The organism is Micromonospora sp. NPDC051300 (assembly GCF_044455315.1).
Lineage (GTDB): Bacteria > Actinomycetota > Actinomycetes > Mycobacteriales > Micromonosporaceae > Micromonospora > Micromonospora robiginosa.
The window spans coordinates 259,837-272,932 of the sequence record NZ_JBITEP010000004.1 but is presented as its reverse complement, the minus strand read 5'-3'; the positions used below and the strand labels follow the sequence as shown (position 1 = coordinate 272,932).

Annotated in this window: 9 protein-coding genes; 3 read left to right on the top strand and 6 right to left on the bottom strand. The window is 75.0% G+C overall.

Going from position 1 to position 13,096, the window contains the following annotated elements; genetic code table 11:
• Positions 1–76: 76 nt before the first annotated feature.
• Positions 77–283 carry a hypothetical protein gene (locus ACIA5A_RS07700; RefSeq protein ID WP_181568710.1) on the top strand — a complete coding sequence of 69 codons (207 nt, stop codon included), beginning with the start codon at positions 77–79 and terminating at the stop codon, positions 281–283.
• 192 nt (positions 284–475) lie between these two features.
• Here ACIA5A_RS07700 and ACIA5A_RS07695 read toward each other — a convergent pair whose 3' ends face one another.
• The 3 genes from ACIA5A_RS07695 to ACIA5A_RS07685 all read right to left on the bottom strand — a co-directional run bounded on the left by ACIA5A_RS07695 (position 476) and on the right by ACIA5A_RS07685 (position 6,527).
• Complete coding sequence (locus ACIA5A_RS07695; protein ID WP_396757658.1) at positions 476–2,572, bottom strand: amino acid transporter; 2,097 nt, start codon at positions 2,570–2,572, stop codon at positions 476–478.
• A gap of 123 nt (positions 2,573–2,695) precedes the next feature.
• Entirely contained in the window at positions 2,696–3,466 is a 771-nt protein-coding gene (locus tag ACIA5A_RS07690) for a DUF5995 family protein (RefSeq protein ID WP_181568712.1), read from the bottom strand.
• 112 nt (positions 3,467–3,578) lie between these two features.
• The gene (locus tag ACIA5A_RS07685) at positions 3,579–6,527 is read right to left on the bottom strand and encodes a helix-turn-helix transcriptional regulator (protein ID WP_396757655.1); all 2,949 of its coding nucleotides are present in this window, start codon (positions 6,525–6,527) and stop codon (positions 3,579–3,581) included.
• 189 nt (positions 6,528–6,716) lie between these two features.
• On the opposite strand from ACIA5A_RS07685, the gene ACIA5A_RS07680 reads away from it, so the two are divergent.
• Positions 6,717–9,239: an AAA family ATPase gene (locus tag ACIA5A_RS07680; protein WP_396757652.1), complete on the top strand. Its 2,523-nt coding sequence runs from the start codon at positions 6,717–6,719 to the stop codon at positions 9,237–9,239.
• A 93-nt stretch (positions 9,240–9,332) separates the two neighbouring features.
• Here the strand turns inward: ACIA5A_RS07680 and paaI are convergent, their stop codons facing one another.
• The 3 genes from paaI to ACIA5A_RS07665 all read right to left on the bottom strand — a co-directional run bounded on the left by paaI (position 9,333) and on the right by ACIA5A_RS07665 (position 11,617).
• Positions 9,333–9,749, bottom strand: a complete 417-nt coding sequence (paaI, locus tag ACIA5A_RS07675; RefSeq protein WP_396757649.1) for a hydroxyphenylacetyl-CoA thioesterase PaaI — start codon at positions 9,747–9,749, stop codon at positions 9,333–9,335.
• A 1-nt stretch (position 9,750) separates the two neighbouring features.
• Entirely contained in the window at positions 9,751–11,058 is a 1,308-nt protein-coding gene (gene paaK, locus ACIA5A_RS07670) for a phenylacetate--CoA ligase PaaK (protein WP_396757646.1), read from the bottom strand.
• Between the two features lie 109 nt (positions 11,059–11,167).
• Positions 11,168–11,617, bottom strand: coding sequence for a MarR family winged helix-turn-helix transcriptional regulator (locus ACIA5A_RS07665; RefSeq protein ID WP_396757643.1), 450 nt, complete (start codon positions 11,615–11,617; stop codon positions 11,168–11,170).
• Positions 11,618–11,753: 136 nt separating this feature from the next.
• Here ACIA5A_RS07665 and ACIA5A_RS07660 point away from each other — a divergent pair, with 136 nt between their 5' ends.
• The gene (locus ACIA5A_RS07660) at positions 11,754–12,986 is read left to right on the top strand and encodes an MFS transporter (RefSeq protein ID WP_396757640.1); all 1,233 of its coding nucleotides are present in this window, start codon (positions 11,754–11,756) and stop codon (positions 12,984–12,986) included.
• Positions 12,987–13,096 lie beyond the last annotated feature (110 nt).

Sequence of the window (13,096 nt, the reverse complement as noted above, 5' to 3'; positions counted from 1 at the left end):
CGCCGTTTGACGGATCACCCGCGCGGGGTACATGCCCTCCACCTCGAACTCGCCACAACCCCAGTGGAGGCAACTGATGCGCGGCACCTCGATACTCGGCGTCCTGGTCGTCATCTGGCTCATCATCGGCGCCATCGCGGCCGGCCAGCGCGGCTACTACAGCAACGACGACACCAACTGCGCGGAGGCGGGCACGATCCTGGTCACCATCGTGGCCGGCCCGTTGAACTACATCGGCGCCAACCCGAAGGTCGACTGCAAGCTGCCGCAGCCGTCCAAGTAGGCCCTGCCCGCGTAACCCTCGCACGTCCCCGGCCCGCGCCCGCCCGTCGAGCGCGGGCCGTTCCGTGCCTTCCGCGCCCCCGCTCACCCCGCCTGAAGCATCCTAGGAGGCTGGGTTTGCCGACCCAACCGCGGCGTTAAGCGGGGCCCCCTCCTCTACCGAATGCGTTAAGAAGGGGCCCCTCCTTACCCCTCAGCCGCCGACGTGGATGCCGGGGCGGCGGGTGGGGTCGGGTTCGGACTTGCGGATGATCTCGCGGACCACCGGCGGGGTGTCGCCGCGCCCCAGGATCAGGTAGCGCAGCAGGTGCGCGATCGGGTTGCCCTCCGACCACTCGAAGTGGCAGTGCGGGCGCACCCCTGTCGCGTCGCGCAGCGCGAGCAGGATCGCGGCGATCGCGTTCGGCGCGGCCGGGCTGCGCGCGCGCAGGATCCGGTAGTCGCCCACCTCCACCCCGTGCACCCGCAACACGTCGCTGAACTGCGACGGGTCGCTGATGTCGATCTCCAGGAAGATCACGTCGGCGGCGCCGGGCACCGGGTTCATCGACCGCTGGGCCCGCTCCTTGACCTTGTACTCCTTCACCGAGCCGCTCTGCCGCTTGTTGGCGATCAGGTGCAGCCGCCCGTCCCGGGCGACCGACTCGTCGACGAACCGGCGGGCCGGTTCGTCGAACTCGATCCGCTCGGCGCGCAGCTCGGTGGTCCGGGTGACCCGGGAGATCAACGAGACCGCGACGATCCCGGCGATGAAGAACCCGGAGATGGTGATGCCGTCCGGCTTCTCCACCACGTTCTCCGCCAGCGCGTACAGCAGCACGGCGGTGAGCACCGCGAACCCGGCGGCGGCCGCGCGGTGGCGGGCGCGCAGCGCCGAGATGGTCACCGCGATCGCACCGGAGACCATCATCGCCAGGATGCCTGTCGCGTAGGCGCCGGCCTGGGCGTTGACGTCGGCGCGGAACGCGACGGTGATGGCGATGCTGATCGCGGTGTAGACAAGCACCACCGGCCGCACCGCCCGGCCCCACTCCGGCGCCATCCCGTACGACGGCAGGTAGCGCGGCACGATGTTGATCAGGCCGGCCATCGCCGAGGCGCCGGCGAACCAGAGGATGAGCACGCTGCTGATGTCGTACACGGTGCCGAACGCCTCACCGAGGCGCTCGTGCGCGAGGTACGCCAGCGCCCGACCGTTGGCCGGCCCACCGGGCGCGAACGCGTCCGGCGGGATCAGCACCGTGGTGACGAACGTGGTCGCGACCAGGTAGACCGACATGATCAGCGCGGCGGTGGTGAGCAGTCGCCGGGTACTGCGGATCCGGGCGGCCAGCCGCCGTTCCGGGTCCTCGCCGTCGCCCCGGACCAGCGGCATCATGCTCACCCCGGTCTCGAAGCCGGACAGCCCCAGCACCAGCAGCGGGAAGGCGAGCACGCTGGTGGCCAGCACGTCGCCGGCGCCGCCGACCCGGGTCAGCCGGTCGGTCCAGTCGCCGAGCACGCCCGGGTCGGCGGCGACGTCGGCCAGCCCGGCGACCACCACCACCGCGTTCAACGCGAGGAAGACCGCCACCAGCGGGATGGCTACCTGCACGGCCTCGCTGAAGCCGAGCAGGAACACGCCGCCGAGCACCAGCAGCAGCACCACGGTCACCACCACGGCGGCCGTGGCGTCGTGCGGGAACGACTCGGGCAGGATCGGGTTCTCCAGCAGGTGCACGCTGGCGTCGGCGGCGGAGAGCGTGATCGTGATGATCCACGAGGTGGCCACGAAGCCGAGCAGCACCAGCACGAACACCTTGCCCCGCCAGAACGGCAGCAGCCGCTCCAGCATCGCCACCGAGCCCTGCCCGTGCGGGCTCTCCCGGGCCACCCGCCGATACATCGGCAGCATCCCGAGCAGGGTCAGCGCCACGATCAGCAGGGTGGCCAGCGGGCTGAGCGCGCCGGCCGCGACGGCCGCGATCCCCGGCAGGTAGGACAGGGTGGAGAAGTAGTCGACCCCGGTCAGGCACATCACCTGCCACCACGGGTGGGCCCGCGTCTGGTGCTCCCGGACCTCCGGGCCGACCGGCTCGACCCGGTGCTGGAACAGCCAGCGGTGCAGCCGGTCGGCGGGCGCCGGCGGGCGGGCCGGGGTCTCCACCCGCTCCGGCAGCGCTCCCGGGGCGCGGGCGGCCCGGTCGCCGGGCTCGGCGTGGCGACCGGCCCGGGCCGCGGCGGCGGCGTGCGCCTCGCGGCGCCGGTCCCGCGTACGCCGGGGCTGCTCCCCGTCCCGTGCCTGCGCCATGACCCGACGGTAGGCGGTACCCGGGGCGTGACCCGCCGGAATGGCGATCGAACCAGCGACGAGGGGGACGGCGTCCCCGTGTCCCGCGCCCGGACGGCGGGACACGGGGACCCCCCGTCCCGGCTACTGCAGGAACGCCCCCAGGGGCGATAGCAGCAGCCGGCCGAGCAGCGCGGCGTTGTCGTCCAGCCGCGTCCGCTCACACTCGCGGGCGTGCGGGTCGTGGCGGCAGCGCCAGATCTTCTGCGCGTTGCGCCAGGCCACGTTGCGGGTGTATTCCACCAGCTCGCCCTGGTACCAGTCGTCGATGTCGCCGTTCACCATGTCGATCATGAGCTGCCAGTGGTCCAGGTAGCCGCGGCGCAGCTCCGGGATCCGCTCGGCGAAGATCTTGTTGATCTCCAGGTAGTCGCGGTGCTGGTCGCTGCCGTCGACCGGCTCCGACTCCAGGCTCTCCAGCGTGGTCACCAGTGCGAACGGCAGGTCGTAGTTGATGTGCGCGTTGACCCCGGCGGCGGCCGACGGCAGCGGCCGGGCGTCCGGACCGCGCATCCGCTTGAACAGGCACGACCAGGCCCGCGGCGTGCTCGGGCTGGAGTCGGTCCAGTATCGCAGCGCCTCGAAGTAGCGGGCGGCGAAGTCCACGTCCAGCCGGGCGAGGAACGCCGGATCGACGAACCGGTCCTCGTAGAGACCGTCGAGCACGGTGCTGGTGATGACCAGGTAGAGCTTGTTGAAGTCGGCCAGCGGGCAGCTCGCCTCCAGCGGCGGGAGCCGGACCAGCAGGTCCTGCAGCTTCGTGAGATGGTCGACGACCGCCGGCACGTCGGCGGGGTGGTCGGCGAGCAACCCGACGATGTCCTGGTGCACGGGACCCCAGACCGGTTCGGTCATCTCTCCTCCACGATGGTCGGCGTCCCCCACGACGCCACCCGATTCCGCGGCACAGCCTGCCAGCCGCCCCGGGCGCGTCGGATCAGTCGAACGACGTATTACCGACGTACGTCTATTCCGGGCGGTTGCGCAGGAAGATCGCGCTGGCCTGCACCCGCGTGCGGACCTGGAGCTTGTCGAAGATGTGCGACACGTGCACGCCGATGGTCCGCTCGCTGATGAACAACCGCTGGCCGATCTCCTTGTTCGTCAGCCCCTCGGCGACCGCGGCGAGCACCTCGCGCTCCCGGGCGGTCAGCACCGCCAGCTCGTCCACCGTCGGCGCGTTCGGCGTCGCGGGCGCCGCCGCCCGCGGCCGGGGCACCGGCACGGCGGACGGCGGGTCGTCAAGGGTGACCCGGGCCCGGCCCGCGAGGGTACGGATCTCCGCGCTGAGCGGCACCGCGCCGAGCGACTGCGCCATCGCGTGGGCCTGGCGCAGCAACTTGCCGGCGGTGGCCACCCGGCTGCGCCGGGCCAGCAGCGCCTCGGCCTGCCGCAGTCGCGAGTAGGCCGCCGGGTAGGGATGGTTGCGCCGGTCCCACTCGGTGGCCGAGCGCCCCCACAGCTCGGGGTCACCCCGGCCGTCGTCGAGCCGGCTCAGCTCGGCGTCGCAGAGCGCCAGGAAACCGTCGGCCACGTAGCGCACCGGGGCGCCGGCCTGCCCGCTCTTGCGGGTCACCCGGTCGACCGCCTCGCGCAGCCGGCGTACCGCGGTCGGGTCCACCTCGACCGTCCGGCTGGCCGCCGCCTCGGCCTCCGCGCGCAGCCCGTGCCAGGCCAGCGTGGCCAGCACGATCACGTCGTCGGAGCGGCTCTCGGTCAGGCCCCGCTGCACCGCCTGCCGGGCCAGGTCGTGCCGGCCCTGCCACATGAACAGCCCGGCGCGCAGGATGAGCATCGGCAGCACGTGCCGGGCGCCACCGCCGGCCAGCACCGTGGCGACCGCCTCCAGGTCCCGGTCGGACGCCTCCACGTCGCCGTAGCCGACGGAGAGCCGGCACCGGGCCAGCAGCAGCTCGACCGCGTCCGCGCCGGACGGCCGGTGCCGCAGCGCGGCGGCGACCACCTTCTCCGCCTCGGCCCACTGCCCCACCCGGAACAGGCCGTTCGTGGCGACCGCCAGCAGCCGGGTCTCCCAGGTGCGGCCGAGGCCAAGCTCGGCGACGCGCTCGGCGCCGCGGCGGGCCACCACCACCCCCTCCTCGAGGATGTTCAACGGCCCGGTGAGCAGCTCGGCGAGGTGCAGGTAGGCGCAGGCCACGTCCTCCGGCCGGCCGGAACGCTCGGCGGTCTCCAGCGCCCGGCGCATCACCGCCAGCCCGGCCGTCGGGTCCTCCAGGAACGCCTCGCTGAAGCCCAGCGCGGCGCTGGCCAGCACCACCTCCGAGGTGGACCCGGGCACCCCGGCGGCCAGGTCCAGGGCCTCCCGGGCCTGGTCGCCGGCCTCGGCGTAGCGGCCCAGGTGCAGCAGCAGCTCGGCCAGCCGGGCGGCGGCGGTGCACCGCTCGTGCGGCGTGCAGTCGGTCGAGGCGAGCACCCGCCGGTATTCCTCCTCGGCCGGCGCGGACCGGCCGGCGGCGGCAAGGTAGCGGGCGCGCCGGATGTGCAGCGCGCAGGCCGGTGGGCCGGCCGGGTCGGCCGACAGCTCCTCCAGCAGGGTCAGCGCCCGGGCGTGCTCTCCACTGTGGTGCGCGGCCTCGGCGGCGTTGCTGAGCAGCTCGGCGCGGTCCACCTCGACCGGCTCGGGCCGGCTGCCGTCCGGCGGCACAGGGGTCGGGGTGGCGGCCAGGGTCAGCGCGGCGGACCAGTGGCGGTGCGCCTCGGCGTACCCGTGCAGCCGTTCCGCCTCGCGGGCGGCGGCCATCGTCGCGGGCAGCGCGCGGGCCGGCTCGCCGGCCTGCCGCCAGTGGTGGGCCAGCCGGGCCTGGTGCAGCTCGGCCGGGACGGCGGTGAGCGCCTCGGCGTAGCGACGGTGCAGCGCGGCCCGCTCGGCGGGCAGCAGCTCGTGGGCCAGGATCTCGGCGACCAGCCGGTGCCGCAGTCGGTAGCCGTCGTCGGCGCCGACCAGCAGGCGGTGCGCCACCGCCTCGCGCACCGCGTCCAGCAGCTCGTCCTCCGGCAGCCGCACCACCTGGGCCAGCAGCCAGTGCTCGACCGCCTCGACGCCGGCGGCGACCGCCTGCACCACGGCGTGCGCGGGCTGGGGCAACGCGTCGACCCGGTCCAGGAAGACCTCGCGCAGCGTGTCGGAGAGGCCGTCGCGCCCGTCGCGCCGGTCGCGGGCCAGCTCCTCCACCACGAACGGGTTGCCGCCACTGCGCTGCCACATCTGCTCGGCGGCCTCCGGCGGCAGTGGCGCGCCGACGATCGCGGCGGCCAGCTCGTCCGTGCCGGCCCGGTCCAGCGGGAGCAGGTCGACCACCCGCACCGACCGCAGCCGGCGCAGCTCGGTCAGCACCCGGCGCAGCGGGTGCGCGCCGCGCAGCGACTCGGCCCGGATCGCGGCGAGCACGGACAGTTGCAGGTCGCCGAGGCCGGCGAGCAGATAGAGCAGGAGCTGGCGGGTGCTCCGGTCGACCCACTGCAGGTCGTCGAGGACGAGCACCAGCGGCCGGCCGCCGGCCACCAGGTGCAGCCCCTGGGCGACCCGCTCCAGCAACGCGCCAGCGCCGTCCGGACCGGGGGTCTCCTCGTCGAAGACGTTCAGCAGGCCGCGGACCGCCGAGGTGGTGCGCGCCCCGGCCTGGTCGGCGTCGAGGCGGCGCAACGCCTGGCGCACCGGGTGCAGCGGCGAGGCGTCCCCGATGTCGAGGCAGGTGCCGGTGAGGACCAGGGCGCCGCCCTGGCGCAACCGCTCGCCGACCTCGCCGAGCAGCCGGGTCTTGCCGACCCCGCTCTCGCCGGTGAGGAACACCGCCGCGGTCTGCCCCGGGGCGACCTCGTCGAGCAGCGCCGACCGCAGCGTCGCGACGGTGCCGGTGCGGCCGACGAGCGGTGCGGTGTCCGGGTCGCTGGCCATGGCACGCAGCCTAGTCACAGGTCCCCGCACCGTTCTACGGCCTCACGGCCCCACTCGTACTCCTCGCGTCGACAAACCGACTAACGGTTGCGCGTGCCCGACATACGTCGTCCTACCGATCCCCCGAGGACCCGGTGGTGAAAGTGTCCGGAGGTCGTCGGGCACCGGACCAGGGAAAGGGTGGGTGCGATGGTGATCACCACGCCCGTGGGGAGTCGGGAAGGCGTCAGCGCGCCCCGCTGGCCGCTGCCGGAGGAACGCCGGACCGTCACCGTGCTCTTCGTCGACATCGTCGGCTCGACCGCCCTGGTGGAACGACTCGACCCGGAGGACGTGCGGACGCTGCAACGGGTCTACTTCGGCACCGTCTCCGGGGTGCTGCGCCGCTGGCGGGGCGTGGTGGAGAAGTACGTCGGCGACGCGGTGATGGCGCTGTTCGGCGCGCCCGACTGCGACGGCTTCGACGCGTACCGGGCGGTGCGGGCCGGGCTGGAGATCCAGGCGGCGCTGGACCGGCGGTCACCCGGCGGCACCCGGCTGCGGGTGCGGGTCGGGGTGGCGACCGGCGAGGTGCTCGTCGACCTGACCGGAGCCCGCGACGGCGGGCACGGCGCGGCCAGCGGCGCGGTGATCACCACCGCGGCCCGTCTCCAGGAGTACGCCCCGCCCGGCGGCGTGGTGGTCTGTCCCACCACCCGGCGGGCGGTGGACGGCCTGGTCGACGCCCGCCCTCTCGCCACCACCACCCTGGCCGGCAAGGCGTCGCCGCTCGACGTCTGGCGGGTCACCGGCGTGTCCCCGCACCGGCCGGCACGGCACCGGGGCCCGCTGGTGGGCCGCCGGCGCGAACTGGCCGGCGCGGCCGACGCGGTGACCCGGGCGCTGTGCGAGCGCCGTCCACGATGGATCTCGCTGACCGGGCCGCCCGGAAGCGGTCGCAGCCGGCTGCTGCACGAGCTGACCCGCGCCGTGACGCGGGTGGACGGCGTCACCGTGCGCTGGTGCGTGACGCACTGCCCGCCGTACCCGGACGGGGACCTCGCGCCCCTGGCCGACCTGGTCCGGGCGCTGCTCACGCCGGACGCCGCCGGGGCCCGCCCCCGGGCCCCGCGCGCGGGACGGTCGACTGCCGGCGCCGCGCTGACCGCGTTCCTCGCCGCGCCCCGCGACGCCGCGGCCGGCGCCCGGGCCGCCACGGCCTGCCGCGAGCTGCTGCTCGACCGGGCCACCGGAAGCCCGGTGGTGGTGGCCGTGGACGACCTGGACCGGGCCGCGCCGGCGCTGCACCGGTTCCTGCGCCAGTTGCACGCCACCGCCGGCGACCGTGGACTGGCGCTGGCGGTGGTCACCACGCATCGCACCGGACGGGCCGACCCGTCGCCGGCCGGCCGGCACCGGGTGTGGTTGCCCCCGCTGGGCGCCCGCGACACCGGTCGCCTGCTGCGGCACCTGCTCGACCGGGCCGACCGGCCGGCCGCGCTGGCAGCGCGGCTGCTGCCACTTGTCGGCGGCAACCCGGGCGTCGCCACCGCCTACGCCGCGGCCGACCCGGTCGCCGAGCCGGCGGGGGTCCCCGCAGCGGTACGCCGGCTGGTGGACGCCCGGCTGGACACGCTGGACGGTGAGCGACGCGCCGCGCTGATGGCCGCCGCCTCGATCGGCGGTCCGGTCACCACCGCCACCGTCGAACGGATGCTCGGCTGGCCGGCGGGGCAGGCCGGGCCGGCGCTGCACGCCCTGGCCGCGGCCGGCCTGCTCCGTCGCACCGGCACCGCCGCTGTCCCGGCCGCCGCCGTCCCGGCCGGTGCAGTCACTCCGGCGAGCGCGGTCGTCCCGGCGGGTGCGGTCGCGCCGGTCAGCTCGGCTGGCGCGGCCGCTTCGTTCGGTTCGGTCGGGGCAGTCGCTCCGGTCGGTCCGGTCGGGCCGGTCGGCTCGGTCGGCTCGGTCCGGGCGGTCACCCTGGTCGGTTCGGCCGGCACGGGCGGCTGGACGGTCGTCGAGCCGGTGGTGGCCCGGGTGGCCGCCCATCGGCTGCCCCGCGCGGTGCGCGCGGACTTCGCCCGCCGGCTCGTCGGCGGCGAGCCCGGCCCGGCGATCGGTCCCGACCGGCCGGCCTCGCGCGCCGCCGCCCGCCCCGGGCCCAACGCCGGGCCCGGTGCGAACGGCCGTCCGGGCGCCGGCGTCCGGGCGGGCGCGAACGCCGGGCCGGGCGCCGTGCGGGTCGCCACCGACAGACCGGGCGCCGGCACCGAGGGGGATGCCGGCGCCGCGACACCCGCCCGCGTCACGTCCGTCGCCGGCACCGTGGGGGGTGCCGGCGCCGGATCGGGCGCGGTCACGGCCGGGCGGTCCGGCGTGGGCCCCGCCGCGACCCGCCCGGCCGCGGCGGGTTCGGGGGACGGCGTACCCGAACGGGACGCCGACGGGCGGGCGGGCTGCCCGCTCGGGGTGGGACGGCCGCGCCGGTCGGGTGGAGGGGCCCGACCGGCGCCCGTCCCACCGTCCCAGGCGGGCGGCCCGACGATGTCGGCCCACGTCGGGTCCGACGCGGGCCGACCGCCGTCGAGGGCCGCGCCGGGCGGTACGGAGCCGGCGGTGGCCGGACCGGGCGCGGTGGCCGAGCCGGCGCACCCGTTCGAACGCGCCGCCCGCCTGCCCGAGCCGGTGGGCCGGCGCGCCTCGGCGGGTGCCGCCCTAAGGCTGGCGGCCTGACGGGCTGGTTCCGGGTCGGAGCGGGCACGGGGCCACTCCGACCCGGACGGGCCGCGCCGGGCGTTAAGCGGGGCCCCTGCCATGCCGCATACGTTAAGAAAGGGCCCCGCCTCGCAGGGTGCGGCTGCGCCCCCGAAACTCGGCCACCACCTCGTCACCGCGCCGGACGGTGACGTCGTAGATGCCGCTGCGCCCCTGCCGGACCCGCTCGGTCGCGGACGCCTCCAGCACGTCGCCCTCGCGGACCGGGCGCAGGAAGCTGATCTCGCCGCCGGCGGCCACCGTGGCCGGTCCGTGGCTGTTGCAGGCCAGCGCGAACGCGGTGTCGGCGAGCAGGAACACGAAACCGCCGTGGCCGATCGCGTGCCCGTTGAGCATGGCCGGGGTGACCCGCATCCGGGCCACCGCCGCCCCGCCGCCGGCCGAGACCAGCTCGATGCCGAGCCCCTTCGAGGCCACGTCCGCGTCGAACATGGCATGTGCCGCGGTACGACGGTCGTCCCCCGCCATGTCAGCGCTCCCGCCGCTGGTCGACGATGCGTCGCATCTTGCCCATCGAGCGCTCCACCCCGTCCGGCTCGATCACCCGGACCGCCACCGAGACCCCGATGGTGTTCTTGACCTGCTCGACCAGGGCCGTGCCGGCGCGCTCGGCCTCGTCCACCGCGGCCCCGGCGCGGCGTTCCACGTGGACGGTGAGGGTGTCCAGCCGTCCCTGCCGGTCCAGCACGCACTGGAAGTGCGGCGACAGCGCGGGGGTACGCAGGATCAGCTCCTCGATCTGGGTCGGGAACACGTTGACCCCGCGCAGGATCATCATGTCGTCGGTGCGTCCGGTGATCTTCTCGATCCGCCGCATCGGGCGGGCGGTGCCGGGCAGCAGCCGGGTCAGGTCCCGGGTGCGGTAGCGGACCACCGGCATGGCCTCCTTGGTCAGCGAGGTCAGCACCAGCTCACCCCGCTCGCCGTCGGGCAGCACCGCGCCGGTGACCGGGTCGATGATCTCGGGATAGAAGTGGTCCTCCCACAGGTGCAGGCCGTCCTTGGTCTCCACGCACTCGACCGCCACGCCGGGACCCATCACCTCGGAGAGCCCGTAGATGTCGAGCGCGTGCATGTCCAGCCGCTGCTCCAGCTCGCGCCGCATGTCCTCGGTCCACGGCTCGGCCCCGAACACGCCGACCCGCAGCGAGGTGGCCCGCGGGTCGACGCCCTGGCGTTCCATCTCGTCCACGATGGCGAGCATGTAGCTGGGGGTGACCATGATGACCTCGGGTTCGAGGTCGCGGATCAGCATGACCTGGCGTTCGGTCATGCCGCCGGACACCGGGACCACCGTGCAGCCCAGTTCCTCGGCGCCGTAGTGCGCGCCGAGGCCGCCGGTGAACAGCCCGTAGCCGTACGCGACGTGCACCCGGTCGCCGCGCCGGCCGCCGGCGGCCCGGATCGATCGGGCCATGAGCTTCGCCCAGGTGTCCAGGTCGGCGCGGGTGTAGCCGACCACGGTGGGGCGTCCGGTGGTGCCGGAGGAGGCGTGCAGCCGGGCGACCTTCTCGCGGGGCACGGCGAACATGCCGAACGGGTAGTTCTCCCGCAGCTCGGCCTTGGCGGTGAACGGGAAGCGGGCCAGGTCGGCCAGGTCGCGTACGTCGTCGGGGTGCGCGCCGGCGTCGTCGAACGCGCGGCGGTAGTGCGGCACGTGGTCGTACGCGTGCCGCAGCGACCAGCGCAGCCGGCCCAGTTGCCGCGCCCGCAGCTCGTCGACGCCGATCCGCTCGACGGGATCCAGCTCGTCCGGACGAGGGGTGCGGTCCTGCACGGTTGCCTCCTGCGCGACGGGCCCGACGCCGCCGCGCCGGGCGGGATGCCGATCACCGTACGCCCGTACGGGCCGTCCTGCCAGGTCAGCGCAGCGGCGGCGGAGGCGGTCAGCGGGCGGCGGGCAGGCGGTGCAGCGCGTCGACGAGCGGGGCCAGCTCGGGGGTGCGTTCGGCCTCGGCCAGCGCGTCGGCGAGCACCCGGTCGTGGGTGGGGCGGGCCCGGTCCAGCAGCGCCGACCCGGCGGGGGTCAGCTCGGTGTAGATGCCCCGGCGGTCGTCGGCGCAGAGGATCCGGGTGAGCAGGCCGCGCTCCTCCAGCCGGGTCACCAGCCGGGTGGTGGCGCTGCCGGAGAGCGCGGCGGCGCGGGCCAGTTGTCGCATCCGCATGTGCCAGCCGTCCTGCCGGGAGAGCGCGTCGAGGACCGTGTATTCCACGACGGAGAGGTCGTGCTCGGCCTGCAGGGCGCGTTCCAGGGCGGTCTCGATCAGGCCGTGCAGCGCGGCGAGCGTGCGCCAACCCTGGGCGCGGATCTCGACCGCGTCGTCGCCGATGCCCATCGGCCCTCCTCGGGTGTGACGTGGACGTCGTTCCAGCCTAGCACGCTTGCGCCGATATAAAGCGCGTGCAACTATTTCGTTGCTGGCGCGGGTAGTTGCACGCGCTCTCATTACTCTGACGCATGGAACGGATGTCATGTCCTCACGTACCTCCGCGTTCCCGGGCGGCCTGCTGGCACTGGCGATCGGGGCATTCGGCATCGGCCTCACCGAGTTCGTGATCATGGGGCTGCTCCCTCAGGTCGCCGCCGACTTCGCGGTCACCGAGGCGGTCGCCGGCTGGCTGATCTCCGGGTACGCGCTCAGCGTCGCCGTCGGTGGGGTGGCGCTCACCGCCGCGGTCACCCGCCTGCGCCGCAAGCCGGTGCTGCTCGCCCTGATGCTGCTCTTCATCGCCGGCAACCTGCTCTCCGCGCTGGCCGGCGACTACGCCACCATGCTGGCCGGCCGGATCGTCGCGGCGCTCTGCCACGGCGCGTTCTTCGGTATCGGCGCGGTGGTGGCCGCCGGCCTGGTCGCGCCGGCCCGCCGGGCGGGCGCCATCGCGATGATGTTCGCCGGGCTGACCGTCGCCAACGTCCTCGGCGTCCCGTTCGGCACGTTCCTCGGCCAGCACTTCGGCTGGCGCTCCACGTTCTGGGCGATCACCGGCATCGGCGTGGTCGCGCTGGCCGGACTGGCGCTGCTGGTGCCCGGCCGGGGCCCGGCCACGGACGCCGCCGCAGGCGGTGGACTCCGCGGCGAGCTGCGCGCCTTCGCCCAGCCCCAGGTCTGGTTCTCGCTGCTGGTCACCGTGCTCGGCTTCGGCGGCATGTTCGGCGCGTTCACCTACATCGCGTACACGCTGACCGAGGTGAGCGGCTTCGCCACCAGCACCGTGCCGTGGCTGCTGGTGCTCTTCGGCGTCGGGCTGTTCGTCGGCAACCTGGCCGGCGGCCGGGCGGCCGACCGTTCGCTGCCGGTCACCCTGGTCACCGTGCTCACGGTCCTCACCCTGGTGCTGGTCGGCTTCGCGCTGACCGCCGCCGACCCGGTGTCGACAGTCGTCGCGCTGGTCCTGATGGGCGCGTTCGGCTTCGCCACCGTGCCACCGCTGCAGATGCGGATCATGAGGTACGCCCACCAGGCCCCGACGCTCGCCTCCGGCGCCAACATCGCCGCGTTCAACCTCGGCAACGCGCTCGGCGCCTGGATCGGCGGCCTGACCATCGGCGCCGGACTGGGCTTCACCGCCCCGATCTGGGCCGGCGCCGGCCTCACCCTGCTCGGCCTCGCGGTGCTCCTGGTCGCCGAACGCGCCGCCCGCCGCACCCCCACCACCCCCACTCCCACTCCCACTCCACGAGACCTGTCCCCCACCCCCTCCTGACCCACCCACCCCGCAGCTCCCGCCCCACCCAGCCCGGCACCCGGCACCCGTCGACGCTTCTATAGGTGGGCCGGTTCCGGGAGGCTGGTATCGGTAGGGTTCGACGTCGG

Excerpts from the sequence above, each read along its gene's own strand:
- ACIA5A_RS07700 (WP_181568710.1), top strand. The coding sequence starts at position 77 with ATGCGCGGCACCTCGATACTCGGCGTCCTGGTCGTCATCTGGCTCATC.
- ACIA5A_RS07695 (WP_396757658.1), bottom strand. The coding sequence starts at position 2,572 with ATGGCGCAGGCACGGGACGGGGAGCAGCCCCGGCGTACGCGGGACCGG.
- ACIA5A_RS07690 (WP_181568712.1), bottom strand. The coding sequence starts at position 3,466 with ATGACCGAACCGGTCTGGGGTCCCGTGCACCAGGACATCGTCGGGTTG.
- ACIA5A_RS07685 (WP_396757655.1), bottom strand. The coding sequence starts at position 6,527 with ATGGCCAGCGACCCGGACACCGCACCGCTCGTCGGCCGCACCGGCACC.
- ACIA5A_RS07680 (WP_396757652.1), top strand. The coding sequence starts at position 6,717 with ATGGTGATCACCACGCCCGTGGGGAGTCGGGAAGGCGTCAGCGCGCCC.
- paaI (WP_396757649.1), bottom strand. The coding sequence starts at position 9,749 with ATGGCGGGGGACGACCGTCGTACCGCGGCACATGCCATGTTCGACGCG.
- ACIA5A_RS07665 (WP_396757643.1), bottom strand. The coding sequence starts at position 11,617 with ATGGGCATCGGCGACGACGCGGTCGAGATCCGCGCCCAGGGTTGGCGC.
- ACIA5A_RS07660 (WP_396757640.1), top strand. The coding sequence starts at position 11,754 with ATGTCCTCACGTACCTCCGCGTTCCCGGGCGGCCTGCTGGCACTGGCG.